This is a genomic window from Sphingomonas sp. IW22 (assembly GCF_041321155.1).
In the GTDB taxonomy this organism is placed as follows: Bacteria; Pseudomonadota; Alphaproteobacteria; order Sphingomonadales; family Sphingomonadaceae; genus Sphingomonas.
Genome location: NZ_JBGGWB010000001.1, coordinates 1,258,983 through 1,277,111, shown reverse-complemented (window position 1 = coordinate 1,277,111; position 18,129 = coordinate 1,258,983). Strand labels below are relative to the sequence as shown.

Here is an 18,129-nt window from a genome sequence, read left to right as displayed (position 1 = left end):
TTCGGCAATACGCACGAACGCCGAAACGGGTTCATGCGCCGCCCTCATAAGCATCGACGATGCGCCCGACGATGGGGTGGCGCACCACATCGGCGGCGGTGAAGCGCACCATCGCCAGGCTCTGGATACCTTCCAACCGCGAAACGGCGTCGTTCAGGCCCGATGCCACGACGCCGCCGGGCAGATCGACCTGATTGGGGTCGCCGCACACCACCATGCGGCTGTTCTGGCCAAAGCGGGTCAGGAACATCTTCATCTGCATGGGCGTCGTGTTCTGCGCTTCGTCCAGAATGACAAAGGCGTCGGACAGCGTGCGGCCGCGCATGAAGGCGATGGGCGCGATCTCGATCTCCCCGCTGGCAATGCGACGCTCCACCTGCTCGGCAGGCAGACAGTCGTACAGCGCGTCATAAAGCGGGCGCAGATAGGGATCGACCTTGTCCTTCATGTCGCCGGGCAGAAAACCCAGCTTTTCGCCAGCCTCTACCGCGGGGCGCGACAGGATCAGGCGCTGGACACTGCCGGTGATCAGCTGAGCCACCGCCTGCGCGACCGCGATATAGGTCTTGCCCGTACCCGCCGGGCCAAGCGCAAAGATGATGTCGTTGCGGACCAGTTCCTGCATGTAGCGGGCCTGGGTCGCCGAACGTGGCACGATGGTTTTCTTGCGCGTGCGGATCATGATCGGCGGCGGGGCCGACGGATCGCGCGTGATGATGCCGTCCAGCGTCGGTTCGGACGCCATGGCGATCACCGCGTCGACCAGTCCGGGGTCGATCTCCTGACCCTGCAACAGCCGCGCGTGCAGCCCCTGCAGGACATCGCGGGCCAGCGCGACCGATTCGGCCGTGCCCTCAATCCCCACCTTGTCACCGCGAGCGGTGATGTACACGCCCAGACGGTTTTCCAGCGCGACCAGATTGGTGTCATACTCGCCGAACAATTGCGGCAGCAATTCGGGCCGGTCGAAATTGAGTTCGGTCCGCGATTTCTCGCCCATGCGGGCGGCGACGGGTTTGCGGCTCATGCGGCTCCTGATGAAGCAAGGCGGATGGTCATGCGCCGACAGATTGGCAGAAGCCAGCCGCCAGCGCCAACCCCAAACGCCTCAAGCTGCCTTTCGGACCCGTTCGATTCCGCCAAGCGAATTCGGCCCTGCCTGAACGATCTCGACCTCGACCAGCGCTCCGATGGGCGCATCGGTCATCAGGTGGACCGATTGCAGCCAAGGCGACTTGCCGAGCATCTGTCCGGGCAGCTTGCCGCGACGTTCGATCAGCACGGTGCAGGTCCGTCCGACCGTCGCCGCGTTGAACGCCGCCTGATCGCGGTTCAGCGCGGCCTGCAGCTGTTGCAGCCGGTCGTCCATTACCTCCGCCGGGACCGCGCCGCCCATCTCTGCCGCCGGGGTGCCGGGGCGGGGGCTGTATTTGAAGCTGAACGCCTGGGCATAGCCGACCGCGTCGATCAGGCTGATCGTATCTCCGAACTCGGCATCGGTTTCGCCGGGAAAGCCGACGATGAAATCGCCCGACAGCGCGATGTCGGGCCGTGCAGCGCGGATGCGCTCGATCAGGCGCAGGTAACTGTCACGGCTATGGCTGCGGTTCATGGCCTTCAGCACGCGGTCATTGCCCGCCTGAACCGGCAGGTGCAGGAACGGCATCAGCTTTTCGACATCGGCATGGGCGCGGATCAGGCCGTCGGTCATGTCGTTGGGGTGGCTGGTCGTATAGCGGATGCGGTGCAGCCCCTCGATCCGGTCTAGGGCATGGATCAGCGCCTCCAGCCCGTTGTCGTCCGCGTCGCGCCAGCCGTTGACGTTCTGTCCCAGCAGCGTGATTTCGCGCGCGCCGGCATCGACCAGCGCCTTTGCCTCATCGACGATCGCCGCCATCGGGCGGCTGACTTCGGCGCCGCGCGTATAGGGCACCACGCAATAGGTGCAGAATTTATCGCAGCCTTCCTGCACCGTCAGGAATGCCGACGGCGCCACCCGGCGGCGGCGGGGCAGGGCGCCGAACTTCGATTCGGCGGGCATATCGGTGTCGAGCGCCGCGCCCGCACCCGATGCCGCACGCGCGACCAGTTCGGGCAGGTTGTGATAGGCTTGCGGCCCAACCACCACGTCCACCTTGGCGCGGCGGACGATCTCCTCGCCCTCGGCCTGCGCGACGCAGCCCGCGACCGCGATCATCGGCGCGCGCCCCTGCGCCCCGGCATGCTTTCGCAAGCGGCCAATGTCGGAATAGACTTTCTCGGTCGCCTTTTCGCGGATGTGACAGGTGTTCAGCACGACCAGGTCAGCGGCATCGGCATCGTCGGTCGCGGTCATGCCCTGCGCGGCCATCAATTCGCCCATGCGCTCGCCGTCATAGACATTCATCTGACAGCCGAACGACTTGACGTGAAAGGTCTTGGGATTGGTCTTCATCGCCGCGCCCATACACCAAGCGGGCGCCGGGCTTAAGCCCCCGTGGCGAGCGTGTCGTGGCCGATGAACGGGCGCAGCGGTTCGCCGTTCACCTGCTCCAGCGCGGCGGCGATGCGCGCGCGGCTTTCGGCGGCGATGGCCTTGCGGCCCGGAAAGTCATGCGGGTCGAAGGGGTCGAGGAAATGGACGCGCACGCGAAAGCTGCCCCGCCTTGCCAGCAGGCGCAGCGCATTGTCCTTACCCGTTTCCGCGCCGATCCACGCGATGTCCGGACCGGCGGCGCCGTAATCCATCACTACCGGCTGAACCAGCACGCCGGGCGGCGGCGGCTCCAGCACCTTCATCATCGACGATTTGAACGGCAGCATCGAGCGGCCATCGGTCGTCGTGCCTTCGGGGAAAACGGTGATCGCCCAGTTATCGGCCAGCGCATCGCGCAACTGGTTGATCTGCTCCGCCACCCCCAAACGATCCTCCCGCCGGACATAAACGGTGCGATTCATGCCCGCCAGCCAGCCGACGACGGGCGCCTCGCCAATCTCGGCCTTGGCGACAAAGGCCGATCCGCTGGTGCCGCCGATCGCCAATATGTCGATCCAGCTCAGGTGGTTGGCGATGTAGAATACGTCGCGGCGCAGGGGTACGCCGACGCGCGATACCCGCGCGCCGCAAATCCGCGCGGCGGTGCCCAGGAACAGGCGCGGCCAAGGCGAGCCGATCCGCAAGAGCCGCCACAGATAATGCAGGGGCACGAAGAACAAGACCGCCAGCACCAGGACGAACAGCCGCACGGCAATGCGCGCGAGGCCCGATGGTGTCAGCGGCTGCGGCTGGCCGGCGGCAATGGCGGCGCGGCGGGCCTGTTCAGCGTTGCCCGCCACGCTGCCTGTCAGCCCTTGCGGTCCAGCGCGACGCCGTAGAGTTCCATGCGATGGTCGACCAGGCGAAAGCCCAGCCGCTCCGCAATCTGCTTTTGAAGCAATTCCAGCTCGGGATCGACGAACTCGATCACCTTACCCGTTTCAACGTCGATCAGGTGATCGTGATGCGCCTCTGGCGAGGGTTCATAGCGCGCACGGCCATCGCCGAAATCATGGCGGTCCAGGATGCCCGCTTCCTCGAACAGGCGGACGGTGCGGTAAACCGTGGCAATCGAAATACCGGGGTCAATCGCCGACGCGCGGGCGTAAACCTTTTCGACGTCGGGATGGTCTTCGGCTTCGGACAGGACGCGCGCGATTACCCGGCGCTGTTCGGTAATTCGCAGGCCCTTTTCGTGGCACAGCGCTTCAAGATCAATCTTGCGAGGCATGGCGACGATGTAATCCGACTTTCGCCGCTAGGGAAGGCCCGCATCGGGAGGGGCGGCGCGCATCGCGCACGCCCCTCCCGACAGGTTTGGGTCTCAGCGCTTGCCGCGCTTGGTGCCCAGGCCGATCTTCTTCGCCAGGCTGCGGCGCTGTTCGGCATAGTTGGGAGCGACCATCGGATAGTCGGCCGGCAGGTTCCACTTGGCGCGATACTGTTCCGGCGTCATCTGATAATGGGTCATCAGGTGCCGCTTCAGCATCTTCAGCTTCTTGCCGTCTTCAAGACACACGATGTAATCGGGTTTGATCGACGCGCGAACCGACACGGCGGGCTCCTGCTTCACTTCAGGCTCCGGCGCGCTACCGCCAAGGCCCGACAGGGCGCCATGTACATTCTGGATGAGCAGCGGAAGATCCGAAACCGCAACGCTATTGTTGCTAACATGTGCCGCAACGATATCGGCGGTCAACGTGACCAGCGTTTCCTGAAGCTCATTCTGGTTATTCATAAATTATCCTTTCGACCCGGATTTGGCGCTGCGTGGCGCGAGACCCGATTTGCCCTATCGACGCATCGACGGACAAATTCAAGTCGAAAGCTGGAAACGATCAGATGCCGGAAAGATCCAGCCTATAAGTGTGCGCGTCGAATACATCGCCTGATGCGCCACGATAATAATCACGACGAATCCCGACCTTTTCAAAACCTTCGCCACGATAAAGGGCGACGGCACCGTTGCCGGCCCGCACCTCCAGGTGAAGAACATTGGCCCCGCGATCACGCGCATCGCGGATCACGCCGCGCAGAAGACTGGCACCCACGCCGCGACGACGGCTTCTGGGGCGCACGCCCAACAGCAGCAACTCAGCCTCGTCGAGCGTGGTGCGTACAAGAGCGAAGCCCGCCGGCACGCCGTCGACTTCGGCCAGGGTGAGCCAGACGCCGGGCAGCGTCATCACGCCCAGGCACTGGCCCGTCGTCCATGCTTCGCCGAATTGGGGATCGAATGCGTCGGCCATCAATACGGCCACCAATTTTAGGTCGGCAGCGCTGCCGGGCCGTAGAGCGATGGCGGGCGCCGTGCTGCTCAACGCGCGCCCGGCAACTTGGCGTCGGGCGCGCGGCCATAGATCGGCGTTGCGGGCAGCGCGACCTGTTCGTCGGTCAATAACACCAGGTCGGCGGCGCAGGGGTGGCGAGCCTCCACCCTCCGGCCGCTGTCGGCCAGATGCCGGGTCCCGTCGCCCACGATCCATAATTCGGGGGCAATCGCCGCCAGCGCCGCGTCCGGCCTGAGTGAGGCAAAGCTGCTGCGGGGGCGATGCGGGCGATCGAAGCACTGCACGAAGACCTCACCGTGTCCGCCCTCCATCACCACGGCAAGGGCATCGGCTTCGGGCGCGTCGGCAAAGGCGCGGGCAGCGACCAGCGGCAATGCGCTGAATCCACTGACCGGCACGTCCCAGCCAAGGCCGAGCCCGCGCGCGGCGGCAAGGCCGACACGAATGCCGGTGAAGCTGCCGGGGCCGCAATCGACGCGAATAGCGTCGGCACGACCGCCGCCCGTCAGTTCGGCGATCATCGGCAACAGCCGTTCGGCATGGCCGCGACCCACCACTTCATGACGCGCGTCGATGACCGCGCCGCCTTCCAGCAGCGCGACCGAACAGGCGGCCGTCGCGGTTTCGATCACCAAGGTCCGCAAATTCGTCAGCCGATACGGTTGAACGTCTCGAAATCGGGGCGCGGGCTGCGATCGAAGATCGTCTCCGCATCGCCTTTGCCCAGGGTCGAGATGAAGTTGACCTTCACCTTGGGCTGATCCGGGAAGAAGGCGGCCTGCACCTTGTCCGCGTCAAAGCCCGACATCGGCCCTGTGTCCCAACCCAGCGCCCGCGCAGCGATGATGAAATAGGCGCCCTGCAACGTCGAATTGCGAAACGCGCTTTCACGGCGGGCCGCCTCGCTGCCGGTGAACCAGCTTTTGGCGTCGGTGTGCGGGAACAGCCAGGGGAGCTGTTCATGGAAATCCTCGTCCATGCCGATCACCACGGCGGCGGGCGCGTTGCGGATCTTGTCGGCATTGCCCTCGCTGGCGCAGTCGGCCAGCTTGTCGCGGCCGGCCTGATCAAGCAGCCACACGAAGCGTGCCGGCTGCTGGTTGGCCGAAGTCGGCCCCATTTTCACCAGGTCGTAAATGGCGCGCACATCTGCTTCGGTGACCGGCGTGTCGTGGTAGCCATTATAGGTGCGTGCGGCGCGAAAGATCGTGTCGAGCGCGGCGTCATCGAGCGGCTGGCCCATGTCAAAACCCCTTTTGTCGTCAATGGCCGCTCAGACGGCGCGAACTTCGGTCACTTCCGGCACATAATATTTGAGCAGCTGTTCGATGCCGTGCTTCAGCGTGGCAGTCGACGACGGGCAGCCCGAACAGGCGCCCTGCATCTGAAGATAGACCTTGCCCTGATCGAAGCCGCGATAAATGATGTCGCCGCCGTCATTCGCAACGGCCGGGCGGACGCGCGTATCGATCAGTTCGCGGATTTGCGCGACGATGTCGGCGTCTTCAGGGTTTTCCGCAAATTCGGCCGCTTCGGGCGGGACGGCGATACCGGCGGCGCTGCCGGGACGGAACAGCGGCATGTCAGCAGAGAAATGGTCGAGCAGAATGCCCAGCACATCGGGCTTCAGCCCCGGCCAGTCGACGCCGGGCGCCGCCGTCACACTGATGAAGTCACGGCCAAAGAAGACACCCGTCACGTCGCCTAAGCCGAACAGGGCGTCGGCGAGCGGCGATGCCTCTGCCTCTTCGGGTGTGGCGAAATCGCGCGTGCCGGCGGTCATCACCGCGCGACCGGGCAGGAATTTCATTGTCGCCGGATTGGGCGTGGTTTCGGTTTCGATCAGCATGGTCGCCATGTGGCCGCGACGGGCGGGGGGATCAAGGGCGCGAAGACCGCGATCAGACATCCATCTGGCGGATCGCGGCGTTCCATGCATGAATATTGGTGCGCGCCGCGCGAACGACGGGCGAGCGCCTGACCGCACCCATGAACAGGTCGGCCAACCATTTGCCCGGTTGAGCAAGGGGCCGTTCGAACTGGATCAGCAGCACCACGCATGTGCCGTTGCTGTCATTCCAGGCTTCATGATCATAAGTGTCGTCGAATACCAGCGTCTGCCCCTCCGCCCAGCGAAGGACGCGGTCGTGAACGCGCATTCGCGCATCACCGTCGCGCGGTACGATCAGGCCGAGGTTACAGGTGATCAGCCCCTTCGTGACGCCACGATGCGCCGGGATGTGCGCGCCAGGCGCCAAGGCAGAGAAGAATGCCGTCTTCAGACCCGGTATCCGGGACAGCGCCGTCGCCGTGTGCGGGCAGCGGGCAAGGTTTTCGGCAATCGGGAAGCCGTGACCGTGCAGGAAGAAGGGACGCCACTGGCACGATTCCGGCGTGGCCGTTCCGGCGGCGGCATCGGCGTGCAGGGCGACGGCACAGGCTTCCTCGCGTATCGCGCTCCATGCATTCCGCAGGTCCACGCAAAGTCGCGCATGTCCAGAACCGGATCGGTCGACACCAACGATGATCCGCCGATCAGCCGGTCGGACGCGCCGCACAGTCGGCGACCCATCCGAATGACCAGCGGCCGGTCGCCCGTAGCACCGCGACGCATGTCGGGCACACGATCGGACGGGGGTGCGGCTACGTCCTTTCGAACGGCGGGGCGGGTCATGATACGCACGGGACACCGGGATCGTTGACAGGGTCGGTCACGGGCGGCGGCCGCCCGCAAGTCTGGTGCCGCTAAGCATGATTCGGGTCGAAATCATGGCGAAGCGCGCCCCGATTGCGGCAGGGCATGGCTGGCGGGGCGCATGAAAGGGCGCTAGCCTTGCGCCCATGCTCCCCCTGTTTCGTTCGCGCCTGACGGCAATCGGCGCACTGGCGCTGGCCGCAGGCATCCCCGCCACCGGTCGTCAGGTCGCCACCCCGCCGCCTGCTCCACAGTCAGCGCCGGTCCCCGCTGCCGCGCCCACGGTCATCCCGGTGATGAAGCCGGGCCCGGTCCAGACCGCCGACGAGCCATGGCTGTACAAGGGCAGCGACATCACGCCCGACCCGGCGTGGCGGTTCGGGACGCTTTCCAACGGCCTGCGCTATGCCGTGCGCCGCAATGGCGTGCCGCCAGGGCAGGTGGCGATCCGGGTGCGGATCGATGCGGGTTCGCTGATGGAGCGCGACAGCGAGCGCGGCTTTGCCCATCTGATCGAACATCTCACTTTTCGCGGGTCGCGTTACGTGCCCGATGGCGAATCCAAGCGGTTGTGGCAGCGGCTGGGCGTGACGTTCGGCTCCGACTCGAACGCCAGCACGACATTTACTCAGACGGTCTACAAGCTGGACCTGCCCGCCGCGACGCCGCAGGGGCTGGATGAAAGCATGAAGGTGCTGTCGGGCATGATGGCCGAACCCGCCCTCACCCCAGCCGCGCTGGAGGCAGAGCGGCCCGTCGTGCTGGCCGAACAGCGTGAGCGGCTGAACCCCCAGATGCGGACGGCCGATGCGACGCGCAGCCTGTTCTTCGCCGGTCAGCCGCTGGCTGAGCGCTCGCCCATCGGCACGGTCGAGACGCTGAACGCCGCGACTGCCGATGCTGTGACGGCATTCCACCAGCGCTGGTACCGCCCCGACCGCACCACCATCGTCATCGCCGGTGACGCCGACCCTGCGGTGTTCGAGGCGATGGTGAAAAAGCATTTCAGCGGCTGGGCCGCGCAGGGCGCCGCCACGCCCGCGCCCGATTTCGGCAAGCCCCAGGGTGACGCGCCCGCCAGCGCGGTGACGGTCGAACCCTCGCTGCCGCCGGTGGTCAGCATGGCGATCCTGCGGCCCTGGAACATCACTGCCGACACGGTGCTGTTCAATCAGGAGCGCATGATCGACCAGATCGCGATCCGAATCATCAACCGCCGCCTGGAATCGCGTGCGCGCGCCGGGGGTAGCTTCATCACGGCCAATGCCGATCTTCAGGACGTGGCGCGTTCGGCCAATCTGACGGCGGTTACGATTGTGCCGGTGGGCGACGATTGGGAAACCGCCGTGCGCGACGTGCGCGCGACCATTGCCGACGCGATGCTGAACGCCCCCACCCAGCGCGAGATTGACCGCGAAGTGGCCGAAATCGATGCCGCGATGAAGAATGCCGTCGATACCAGCCGGGTGGAAGCGGGCGCGCTTCAGGCCGAACAGATCGTGCAGGCAGTCGATATTCGCGAAACATCGGCTTCTGCCGAAGGATCGCTGGGCATTTTCCGCGGCGCGGTGGAGAAGAAGTTCTTTACCCCCGCGCGCGTGCTGGCGGCGACGAAGAAGGTGTTCGAGGGCGAGCGCCGCGCGATCGTCAATTCGCGTGCGCCCGATGCGGGCACGCAGGCGCGACTGGCGGCTGTGCTGGACGAGGATGTGTCCAAACTGGCCATCGCGCGCGCCAAGGGTGGTGATATCGGCTTTGGCGACCTGCCCCGGCTGGGCGCGCCCGGCAAGGTCGTGTCACGCGAAGCAGCGGTGGTCGATCCGGGCATCGAGCAGGTGCGCTATGCCAATGGCGTCAACCTGCTGGTGTTTCCCAATGAATCCGAAACCAGCAAGGTCTATGTCCGCGTCCGTTTTGGCAGCGGGCTGCGTGGCCTGCCTGCCGACCGGGTCACGCCACTCTGGGCGGGTGATCTCGCGCTGGTGCCGTCGGGCATCGGCAAGTTCGGGCAGGAGGAAATCGACCGACTGACCAGCGGGCGACAGATCGGCATCGACTTTGCGACCGACGACGATGCCTTCATGTTCGGCGCGCTGACCACGCCCGCCGATCTTGCCGACCAGCTCAAGCTGATCGCCGCCAAGCTGGCTGCGCCCGGTTGGGATCCCAATCCGGTGGCGCGCGCGCGGGCGGTGATGCTGGCGGGCTATGCCACGTTCGACAGTTCGCCCGACGGCGTGATCGGCCGCGATCTGGAAAAGCTGATGCACGCAGGGGACGCGCGCTGGGGCGTCCCCCCGCGCGAAGCGGTCGAAGCGCTGGACGCAAGGGCGTTTCGCGACTTTTGGGAACCGATCCTAGCCAGCGGCCCGATCGAGGTTCAGGTCTATGGCGACGTCAAGGCGGATGCCGTGATCGAGGCGGTGAGTGCGTCGTTCGGCGCGATGAAGCCGCGCACGACGGCGGCCTTTTCCGGTCCGGCGCCGGGCTTTCCCGCGCACAACGACACGCCCGTGGTGCGTACGCATGAGGGCCAGCCCAATCAGGCGGCGGCAGTGATTGCATGGCCGACCGCGGGCGGCAGCGACGCGATTTCGGAAAGCCGCCGGCTTGAGGTTCTGGCAGCGATATTCCGCGACCGGTTGTTCGACCGGCTGCGCAGCCAGGCGGGCGTCAGCTATACCCCCAATGTCATCAACGACTGGCCGGTGGGGATGCCCGGCGGCGGGCGGCTGGTGGCGATCGGTCAGGTGCCGCCCGACAAGACCGATTTCTTCTTCCAGCTTGCCCGCGAAATCGCCGCCGATCTGGTGACGACCCCGGTGGCGGAGGACGAACTGCGCCGCGCCCAGTTGCCCGTGGCCCAGAACTGGATCCGCATGTCGAGCGGCAATACCTTTTGGATGATGCAGACCGGCGGGGGCACGCGCGATCCCAAGCGGCTGGAAAGCATCGCCACGTTGCCGCAGGATCTGGGCCGCATGGCACCCGCCGAGCTTCAGGCGCTGGCCGCCAAATATCTTCGCCCCGAGCGCGACTGGACCATGGCAGTGGTGCCGTCGGACAAGGTGCTCGCAGCTGCGAAGGGCCAAGGCGCTGCAGCGACGGCCGGCGCGGTCCGGTGAGCTGACGGCGGGTCGCCCCGTGCGACCCGCCGCGCCAATTTGTCCACGGCAATCTTTTTTCGTTCCTGCTTTGCCCCCTTGCGTTTGAAAAAGGCTAGGACCAACCATGCGTCGCGGCGGTTATGCGGCCGCTTATGTCGTCGGACCCGATGGGCGAAGCGACGAAACGAACCCTCAAATCGTCATTTAGCGGTTGCACCCGGCCTCGATTGCCCACAATCTATGGGGGTCACGTCCTGGGGCTGACACAATCGCTGGTGTTCATTGTGCCGCGACCCCAATATCGCGGCCTTTGCCGCCGATCGGCCCAACCTGTGACGTGGTCACTTTTTGTTCTTGCGCGTAAGCGTCCGGTGTTACCATCGGACCCGTGTGAGTGAGTCGAACGAACGAGGAACGGGGCAGTCATGGATTTCAGGGACGATGCGAAAGTGAGCGACATGACCGATATTGCCGAAGCTCCTGTCGCCGAAGCTGCCGCTCCGGCGCGTTCGGCCCGCGATTCCAAGACGATCGACCCCCAATTGCATGCAGTGGAGGTCGATCACAGCCGCGATGCGCTGTTGACCGAATTCGGCAAGGAAACGCTCAAGGATCGCTATCTGCTGCCCGGCGAATCCTATCAGGACCTGTTTGTGCGCGTGGCGTCGGCCTATGCCGATGACGGTGCCCATGCCCAGCGGCTGTACGACTATATCTCGAAACTGTGGTTCATGCCCGCGACCCCCGTTTTGTCGAACGGCGGCACCGGGCGCGGCCTGCCCATTTCATGCTACCTTAATTCGGTGCCCGACAGCCTTGAGGGGATTGTCGCGACCTGGAACGAGAATGTCTGGCTGGCGTCGCGCGGCGGCGGCATCGGCACCTATTGGGGCAGCGTGCGTGGCATTGGCGAGCCGGTCGGCCTGAACGGCAAGACCAGCGGCATCATCCCGTTCGTGCGCGTCATGGATTCGCTGACGCTGGCGATTTCGCAAGGATCGCTGCGGCGCGGTTCGGCCGCCTGCTATCTCGACATTTCGCACCCGGAGATCGAGGAGTTCCTCGAAATCCGCAAGCCCTCGGGCGACTTCAACCGCAAGGCGCTGAACCTGCACCATGGCGTGCTGATCCCCGACGCCTTCATGGAAGCCGTGCGCAACGGCGCCGAATGGGAACTGAAAAGCCCCAAGGACGGGTCGGTCCGCGCCAAGGTCGATGCGCGTTCGCTGTTCCAGAAACTGGTCGAAACGCGACTGGCGACCGGCGAGCCGTACATCGTGTTCAGCGACCATGTGAACTCGACCATGCCCAAGCATCACCGGGAACTGGGGCTGAAGGTTTCGACCTCGAACCTGTGCAGCGAAATCACGCTGCCGACCGGCACCGACCATCTGGGCAACGACCGCACGGCGGTGTGCTGCCTGTCCTCGCTCAACCTGGAAACCTGGGACGAGTGGAAGGACGACAAGGTCTTTATCGAGGATGTGATGCGCTTCCTCGACAATGTCCTGACCGACTATATCGATCGCGCGCCGGAAGAGATGGCCCGCGCCCGTTATTCGGCGATGCGGGAGCGTTCGGTGGGCCTTGGCGTGATGGGCTTCCACAGCTTCCTGCAGGCACGCGGGCTGCCGTTCGAAGGCGCGATGGCCAAGTCGTGGAACATGCGCATCTTCAAGCACATCAACGCGCAGGTGAACGAAGCGTCGATGCAGCTCGCGGTCGAACGCGGCCCGTGCCCCGACGCCGCCGATGTCGGCGTGATGGAGCGTTTTTCGTGCAAGATGGCAATCGCGCCCACCGCGTCGATCAGCATCATCTGTGGCGGTACCAGCGCGTGCATCGAACCGATCCCGGCTAATATCTATACCCACAAGACGCTGTCGGGCAGCTTTGCAGTCAAGAATCCGTATCTTGAGAAGCTGTTGAGCCAAAAGTCCAAGAATTCGGACGCGGTGTGGAATAGCATCCTCGAAAAGGGCGGGTCGGTGCAGCATCTCGATTTCCTCAGCCAGGAGGAAAAGGACTGCTATAAGACCAGCTTCGAGATCGATCAGCGCTGGGTGCTGGAACTGGCGGGCGACCGCGCGCCCTATATCGACCAGGCGCAGTCGCTGAACCTGTTCATTCCCGCCGATGTTGAGAAGTGGGATCTGCTGATGCTGCATTTTCGCGCATGGGAACTGGGCATCAAGTCGCTCTACTATCTGCGCTCCAAATCGGTGCAGCGCGCCGGGTTCGCCGGTGGCGTGGAAGCGGACAACACGATTGAAAAGCCGCAGTTCAATCTGGGCGAAAGCACCGATTATGACGAGTGTCTGGCTTGTCAGTAATCGCCGGGGCCCGCCTGTAAGCGGGTTTGGGTACAGCCTGTGAAGGGGCGGAGCAGTCGGTTTGACGCTCCGCCCTTTTTCATGTGCGGCCGGTTATTCAATCGGTCGGCGGTGGTCGAGCAGATCGTCGGCGTTGGTATCGGCCCGCTCCTCATCCACCAGCTTCGTGATCGAGGCGTCGGGTTCGGCGTCGTGGCTGACGGGAGGGGCACCGGGTGTCCGTTGCGCCCCCTTGGCGCGCGCTTCCCGCTCCTCGGGCACATGGCCGCGCTGGCCCGCCGAGGGATCGAACCGCAGGCGATAGATAGGTTCGGGTAGCGCAAACCCGGCGGCTTCCAGCGCACTCTTGGTCGCATCCAGCGCCAGGCTTCGGCCCTTCAGGAAGTCGGTCTGCCGCTGATCGACCCATCCAAAGAAGCGAAGGACGATGTTCGAATCGCCCACGTCAAGGATGATCGCGCTCGCCGCCGGTTTGATCAGCACGAAGTCGAGGGAGCGGATGGCGGCCAGACCCACCGCCATGGCATCCACCGGATTGTCAGCGCCATCAATGCCGAGATCGAACTGAAAGCGCCGCTCGGGGTTGCGCGTGTAGTTCAGGATCACCGCCTTGAAGACGGTCGAGTTTGGTATCCTGAGGTGATTTCCCTCCAGCGTCATCAGGATCGTCGCCCGGCTGGTCAGGCGCAGCACGCGGCCTTCATGCCCCTCGATCACGACATGATCGTTGGCGCGAAACGGCTGGCGCAGGCTCAGCATCAGGCTGGAGACGTAATTGTCGACGGTATCGCGCACGGCAAAGCCGATGGCGATGCCGATCACCCCCGCGCCGCCAAGCACGGCCCCCAGCAGCGCCGTCGCGCCCAGCACCTCCAGCCCGGCCACGATGCCCAGCACGACGAAAACGAACCGCACCAGCGTCGCCAGCAGCTCGGCCAGGAAGATATTGGGCGTGATCCGCCGCCATAGCTGGCTGAACGAAGCGAGCAGATAGCCCAATCCTCCCACCAGCACCGCAATGGTGAGCGCAACGCCCAGCAGCGGCAGGCCGCGCACCAATCCGCGCACATCGTCGCTGAACTTGTCCAGCGCGGGCGACAAATTGGTGTCGACGTCGAGATCGCGGCGCAGGTCGTTCTGCACCGTCACAACGCCCGCGACGCGCCCCGCAATGGCGGCGGCGCGCTCGACGTCCTCGGTGGTCGCGACAGTGCCGCTCAAGGTCACGACCCCGGCGGACACGCGCACCTGAACCGCTCTCAAGCCCGCAATTTCGGAAAAGATGCTGCGAATGCGATAGCGTATGTCGGCATCCGATCCGGCATCCGCGCGTGCCGCGATCGCGGTTTCGGCGGGCTGGGCGGGTGCTTCAGCGCTGGGTTGCGGCACCGGAAGCGCCTGCGCCATCGCGGCGGGCGCCATCAGCCATGCGAGGATGAACAGCGCCGCGCGGATCATGGCATGGCTGGCGTCGGTCACCTGCCGCTTGCCGCCTGGGCGGGCGGCGGCGGGGGGTCGTCGCCGGTCGGCTGACCCTCCGCCGGTTCGGCGTCAGGCGGCAGCACTTCGATATCCACCCGGCGGTTGCGGGCGCGCCCCGCCGGATCGTCTTCGCCGGACAGCGTCACATTGGGTGCGACCGGGCGATGTTCGCCAAGCGCGATGACGGTGACGCGATCCGCCGCAACGCCCTTGTCCAGCAGATAGGATCTGACCGCCCGCGCCCGGCGGCGGGAAGTGGCGAGGTTGGCAGCGTCGCTTCCCAGCGTGTCGCTGCTCCCACGCAGGACGAAGCGCGCATTGTCCGGCACCGCCGGATCGTCGAGCAGCGCGTCCAGCGCCGCGCGCCCCGCGTCGTCCAGCGCGGCGCCCGATGCAAAGGCGATGGTGATGTTGGGCAGGTTGGTCGGCTCAGGCGTGGGGAGCGGGACCGGCGGCGCCTTGGTCTCGGCAATGACCTGTGGCTGCATAATCGACTGACTGGCCTCTTGCGGGGTCGGCGTAGCCGTGGGCTGCGGCTCCGGCGGGGCAGCGGGCGGGGTGGTGCGGTCGCAGGCTGATAGCGGCGACAGCACGAGCAGGGGAGCGAGCAGTCGGATGATCGTCATGGGTCGCGGGCCTCCTGATGCGGGCGGGTCGCTTCTTCGTGCACGTGCCATCCGGCAAGATCCTCTGGAGGACCATAGACGAGCACGGTTTCGCCGTCGGTTGCGCTGGGACGCGAGGCGTGGGTGAAGAAACGGATGCTGCCATTCTGGCGGATCAACAGCAACGGCTCGCTTCCGCCGGGCGGCGCCTCCATCGCTTGGGCCAGCTTGGCGCCGTCGCCGCCATTTAGACTGGCAAAGGTCCAGCCATCGGCGTCGCGGCGGGCCAAATCCTCGACCCCCAGCCCCGACCGGAACAGTGCGCGTCCGCGCAGCGATGCGGGCAGGCTGCGCGGATCGTCACCGGCGGCGTCGCCCAGCTGATAGACATTATCGCGGCCCAATTCGGGCGCGAATTCGTTGCACACCAGCGCGTTATACGCCTCATTGTCGGTCACTGCGGCCAGCGTGCCGAATTGTTGCAGGTCCAGCCGCTCTTCGGTCGCTTCGGCAAGGATTTCGCCATGATAGATGGGGATGCCCGCCTCCCGCACGGGGGTCAGCCTTTGCCAGCTGGTGTCGCTGACCACGACGCTGACGTCCAACCGGCGCAGCGCATCGGCCAGCGCGAGTGCCCACGGTGTGGCACCGACGATCAGGATACCGCGCCCGCCCGGTACGGTCAGGCCCAGCAGTTTGGCGACCGCGCTGATGCTGAAACCATGCGCCACGATGGTCGCAGCGACTACCGCAAAGGACAGCGCGACCAGCGTGCCGCCATCGCCATAGCCCAGTTCGTCCAGACGCAGCGCGAACAGGCCAGTAATCGCCACCGCGACGATGCCGCGCGGCGCGATCCAGCCCAGGAACAACCGCTCGCGCCACGGGATGCGGCTGAATGCCAGGCTCAACAGGACGGTCGCGGGCCGCACCACGAACAACAGGGTCAGCAGGAACAGGCCGAATCGCCATTCGAACTGGCGCAGGACCGATAGGTCGAGCGAGGCGGAAAGCAGGACGAAAACCCCGGAAATCAGGATGATCGTCATGTCCTCCTTGAACGAGATAATGTCGCGCAGGCTGGCCAGCCCCATATTGGCAAGCACCACACCCATGACCGTCACCGCCAGAAGCCCGGTTTCCTGCTGGATCGCGTTCGAGCCAACGAACGTGCCAATCACCACGACCAGCAGCACCGGCGCTTTCAGGAATTCGGGGACGTGGCCGCGCGGCAATGCCCAGCCCAGGATGCGCGCGGCGGCGAAACCGATCAGGCCCGCGACTATTGCCGCCAGCACCAGCGACAACATCGCCTGAACCACGGTCGCGCCGCTGCCCGCCTGCCGCAAAATTTCATAGGTCACGACCGCGCACAGCGCGCCGATGGGGTCGTTGACGATCGCTTCCCACTTCAGGATCGCGCGCGGCCGGGCCGCCACGCTGGTCTGGCGCAGCAGCGGGATGACGACCGTCGGTCCCGTCACCACCAGAATGCCTGCGAACAGGATCGCCACCGGCATCACCAACCCTGCCACATAATAGCAGGCCAGCGCCCCCAAAGCCCAGCCGATCGGCACCCCCAGCAGGACCAGTCGGTGCACCCCGCCATCGGCGTGGCGCAGCTCGCGCAAATTGAGACTCAGACCGCCTTCGAACAGGATGACCGCTACCGCCAGCGATACGGCGGGTTCGAGCAGATGGCCGAAATCCTCCTCAGGCTGGATGACGCCGGTGACCGGACCGGCGATAATCCCGGCGACGAGCATCAGGGCGATCGCCGGCAGGCCGGAGCGCCAGGCGATCCACTGCGCGCCGATGCCGATCACACCGACAAGCGCAACAACGATGGCGAGATGATTCATAGCACTCCGAGCATGTCGCCACGGGTGCCGTTCCCCGCCGACCAAATATTCCGCCACTGACGGTTGTCGTGTCAACCTGATCGGCGCCAGAAGTTCCGTTGCGCCCCGTCCGGCGCTTGTTATCCCTGGCCAGTCAAACCACCGCACGGAATGGCGTATGACACGCCCGCGATCATCTTATGTTCCGCTGTTCGGGAATCGCAGACGGCACGTCGGATCTGACGACTGCGCCCGTCCAGACAGCCATCGGCACTACATTTTTCGGGTCCATGGCGTGTTGGGCAGTTTGTGACCGATACCCTACATCTTGGGGTTCAAAACGTGGCCCATCAACTATCGCTGGAATTTACCACAAGAAAGGCGGTGCCGAACGCGCAATCGGGGTGGCGCATCGCACCGGGTATGGATACGATGCGGACGAACATTTTTCAGCCGTCGCAAATGCGTCGACGGCCTCACGTTCACGCCGCGAGAAGCGAGGTTGAATGAAACGGGTGATCAACCGGCATCGGCATCAAATGCGCCCCTTGCGGTGTATGGTGGCCGACCGCGCCTATAAGCGGACGTCTCTGGATTGCGCGCGCAATCCGGGCGATGACGGCGCGTCGGCCCGCGGGTTGCAGGCCGACGCGCCGTTCAGCGATCGGCGGAAAGCGTCAGAGCGCCTCGCCGCCCTCTTCTTCTTCGAACGTGATTGCCACATCGGCGTTGGCCGACAGCCGGACCTGATCCCCCTCGACCTCGGCAACGAGACCGCCGGGGATGAAATGGTGATGGTCGGTATGCAGCCCCTCACCGCCGCCTTCGATATCGGCGCCCGAGTCCTGCTTGGTCAGCTTGATGCGGTCGCCCTCGACCCGGTCGACGGTGCCGATATGCACGCCATCGGCGCCGATCACTTCCATATGCTCGCGAATGTTGCTGAGGTCGGCCATGTCGTCTCTCCGTTGATGGTCGCGGGTCCAACGTCTGCGACGCATTTAGGATGCGCCGCGCCGGTGACGGCGGCATGACGACCGCCTTTGCCATCCAGTTGCTCGTCGGGCTGGTCGCGTTCGCGATCGGCGCGCCGATGCTCATTACGCCCGCGCGCGTGGCCCGTGCCTTTGGCGCTGGGCCGATCGCACGGCAAAGCTATGGCCTGCGCATTGCGGGCATGATGCTGACCATGTTCGGCGTGTTCGTCGCGGGCTTTGCCGCGATTGCCGCCACCGCCCTTAATCGCTGATCCTGTCCGGA

Annotated in this window: 17 protein-coding genes; 3 read left to right on the top strand and 14 right to left on the bottom strand. The window is 65.2% G+C overall.

Translation table 11 applies throughout. The features are described from left to right. Positions 1–31: 31 nt before the first annotated feature. The 10 genes from ACAX61_RS06470 to ACAX61_RS06425 form a co-directional block, all read right to left on the bottom strand. Positions 32–1,027 carry a PhoH family protein gene (locus ACAX61_RS06470; protein ID WP_370713956.1) on the bottom strand — a complete coding sequence of 332 codons (996 nt, stop codon included), beginning with the start codon at positions 1,025–1,027 and terminating at the stop codon, positions 32–34. An 81-nt stretch (positions 1,028–1,108) separates the two neighbouring features. After that, a complete protein-coding gene (gene miaB / locus ACAX61_RS06465; RefSeq protein ID WP_370713955.1) occupies positions 1,109–2,446 on the bottom strand; it encodes a tRNA (N6-isopentenyl adenosine(37)-C2)-methylthiotransferase MiaB in 1,338 nt (445 codons plus the stop codon). Positions 2,447–2,466: 20 nt separating this feature from the next. After that, on the bottom strand, positions 2,467–3,315 hold the full coding sequence (locus ACAX61_RS06460) for a lysophospholipid acyltransferase family protein (protein ID WP_370713954.1): 849 nt from the start codon (positions 3,313–3,315) through the stop codon (positions 2,467–2,469). 8 nt (positions 3,316–3,323) lie between these two features. Then, a complete protein-coding gene (locus ACAX61_RS06455) occupies positions 3,324–3,746 on the bottom strand; it encodes a Fur family transcriptional regulator (protein WP_370713953.1) in 423 nt (140 codons plus the stop codon). A 93-nt stretch (positions 3,747–3,839) separates the two neighbouring features. Continuing rightward, positions 3,840–4,253, bottom strand: a complete 414-nt coding sequence (locus tag ACAX61_RS06450) for a Ros/MucR family transcriptional regulator (RefSeq protein WP_370713952.1) — start codon at positions 4,251–4,253, stop codon at positions 3,840–3,842. A 100-nt stretch (positions 4,254–4,353) separates the two neighbouring features. Then, positions 4,354–4,836, bottom strand: coding sequence for a GNAT family N-acetyltransferase (locus ACAX61_RS06445; RefSeq protein ID WP_370713951.1), 483 nt, complete (start codon positions 4,834–4,836; stop codon positions 4,354–4,356). Further along, complete coding sequence (tsaB, locus tag ACAX61_RS06440) at positions 4,833–5,441, bottom strand: tRNA (adenosine(37)-N6)-threonylcarbamoyltransferase complex dimerization subunit type 1 TsaB (RefSeq protein ID WP_370714929.1); 609 nt, start codon at positions 5,439–5,441, stop codon at positions 4,833–4,835. Before tsaB ends, ACAX61_RS06445 begins: the two co-directional genes overlap by 4 nt. A 14-nt stretch (positions 5,442–5,455) precedes the next feature. Then, positions 5,456–6,049 (bottom strand): malonic semialdehyde reductase, encoded by a 594-nt coding sequence (locus tag ACAX61_RS06435; RefSeq protein ID WP_370713950.1) that lies wholly within the window; start codon positions 6,047–6,049, stop codon positions 5,456–5,458. A 30-nt stretch (positions 6,050–6,079) separates the two neighbouring features. Next, the gene (locus tag ACAX61_RS06430) at positions 6,080–6,655 is read right to left on the bottom strand and encodes a NifU family protein (RefSeq protein WP_370713949.1); all 576 of its coding nucleotides are present in this window, start codon (positions 6,653–6,655) and stop codon (positions 6,080–6,082) included. 52 nt (positions 6,656–6,707) lie between these two features. After that, entirely contained in the window at positions 6,708–7,286 is a 579-nt protein-coding gene (locus ACAX61_RS06425; RefSeq protein ID WP_370713948.1) for an aspartyl/asparaginyl beta-hydroxylase domain-containing protein, read from the bottom strand. 361 nt (positions 7,287–7,647) lie between these two features. Between ACAX61_RS06425 and ACAX61_RS06420 the strand changes: the two genes are divergently transcribed. Together ACAX61_RS06420 and ACAX61_RS06415 are read left to right on the top strand one after the other, a co-directional pair. Beyond that, positions 7,648–10,626: a M16 family metallopeptidase gene (locus ACAX61_RS06420; protein ID WP_370713947.1), complete on the top strand. Its 2,979-nt coding sequence runs from the start codon at positions 7,648–7,650 to the stop codon at positions 10,624–10,626. A 407-nt stretch (positions 10,627–11,033) separates the two neighbouring features. Next, on the top strand, positions 11,034–12,941 hold the full coding sequence (locus ACAX61_RS06415) for a ribonucleoside-diphosphate reductase subunit alpha (protein ID WP_370713946.1): 1,908 nt from the start codon (positions 11,034–11,036) through the stop codon (positions 12,939–12,941). A 93-nt stretch (positions 12,942–13,034) separates the two neighbouring features. Here ACAX61_RS06415 and ACAX61_RS06410 read toward each other — a convergent pair whose 3' ends face one another. The 4 genes from ACAX61_RS06410 to ACAX61_RS06395 form a co-directional block, all read right to left on the bottom strand. After that, positions 13,035–14,420 carry a mechanosensitive ion channel domain-containing protein gene (locus tag ACAX61_RS06410; RefSeq protein ID WP_370713945.1) on the bottom strand — a complete coding sequence of 462 codons (1,386 nt, stop codon included), beginning with the start codon at positions 14,418–14,420 and terminating at the stop codon, positions 13,035–13,037. Beyond that, entirely contained in the window at positions 14,417–15,049 is a 633-nt protein-coding gene (locus ACAX61_RS06405; protein ID WP_370713944.1) for an OmpA family protein, read from the bottom strand. The genes ACAX61_RS06410 and ACAX61_RS06405 overlap by 4 nt, the downstream gene beginning before the upstream one ends. Continuing rightward, on the bottom strand, positions 15,046–16,890 hold the full coding sequence (locus tag ACAX61_RS06400; protein ID WP_370713943.1) for a cation:proton antiporter: 1,845 nt from the start codon (positions 16,888–16,890) through the stop codon (positions 15,046–15,048). Before ACAX61_RS06400 ends, ACAX61_RS06405 begins: the two co-directional genes overlap by 4 nt. Before the next feature lie 656 nt (positions 16,891–17,546). Further along, on the bottom strand, positions 17,547–17,825 hold the full coding sequence (locus ACAX61_RS06395; RefSeq protein ID WP_370713942.1) for a DUF2171 domain-containing protein: 279 nt from the start codon (positions 17,823–17,825) through the stop codon (positions 17,547–17,549). A 50-nt stretch (positions 17,826–17,875) separates the two neighbouring features. Here ACAX61_RS06395 and ACAX61_RS06390 point away from each other — a divergent pair, with 50 nt between their 5' ends. Continuing rightward, the gene (locus tag ACAX61_RS06390) at positions 17,876–18,118 is read left to right on the top strand and encodes a hypothetical protein (RefSeq protein ID WP_370713941.1); all 243 of its coding nucleotides are present in this window, start codon (positions 17,876–17,878) and stop codon (positions 18,116–18,118) included. Positions 18,119–18,129 lie beyond the last annotated feature (11 nt).

Excerpts from the sequence above, each read along its gene's own strand:
- ACAX61_RS06455 (WP_370713953.1), bottom strand. The coding sequence starts at position 3,746 with ATGCCTCGCAAGATTGATCTTGAAGCGCTGTGCCACGAAAAGGGCCTG.
- miaB (WP_370713955.1), bottom strand. The coding sequence starts at position 2,446 with ATGGGCGCGGCGATGAAGACCAATCCCAAGACCTTTCACGTCAAGTCG.
- ACAX61_RS06435 (WP_370713950.1), bottom strand. The coding sequence starts at position 6,049 with ATGGGCCAGCCGCTCGATGACGCCGCGCTCGACACGATCTTTCGCGCC.
- ACAX61_RS06450 (WP_370713952.1), bottom strand. The coding sequence starts at position 4,253 with ATGAATAACCAGAATGAGCTTCAGGAAACGCTGGTCACGTTGACCGCC.
- ACAX61_RS06395 (WP_370713942.1), bottom strand. The coding sequence starts at position 17,825 with ATGGCCGACCTCAGCAACATTCGCGAGCATATGGAAGTGATCGGCGCC.
- ACAX61_RS06430 (WP_370713949.1), bottom strand. The coding sequence starts at position 6,655 with ATGCTGATCGAAACCGAAACCACGCCCAATCCGGCGACAATGAAATTC.
- ACAX61_RS06470 (WP_370713956.1), bottom strand. The coding sequence starts at position 1,027 with ATGAGCCGCAAACCCGTCGCCGCCCGCATGGGCGAGAAATCGCGGACC.
- ACAX61_RS06400 (WP_370713943.1), bottom strand. The coding sequence starts at position 16,890 with ATGAATCATCTCGCCATCGTTGTTGCGCTTGTCGGTGTGATCGGCATC.
- ACAX61_RS06390 (WP_370713941.1), top strand. The coding sequence starts at position 17,876 with ATGCGCCGCGCCGGTGACGGCGGCATGACGACCGCCTTTGCCATCCAG.
- ACAX61_RS06420 (WP_370713947.1), top strand. The coding sequence starts at position 7,648 with ATGCTCCCCCTGTTTCGTTCGCGCCTGACGGCAATCGGCGCACTGGCG.
- ACAX61_RS06405 (WP_370713944.1), bottom strand. The coding sequence starts at position 15,049 with ATGACGATCATCCGACTGCTCGCTCCCCTGCTCGTGCTGTCGCCGCTA.
- ACAX61_RS06415 (WP_370713946.1), top strand. The coding sequence starts at position 11,034 with ATGGATTTCAGGGACGATGCGAAAGTGAGCGACATGACCGATATTGCC.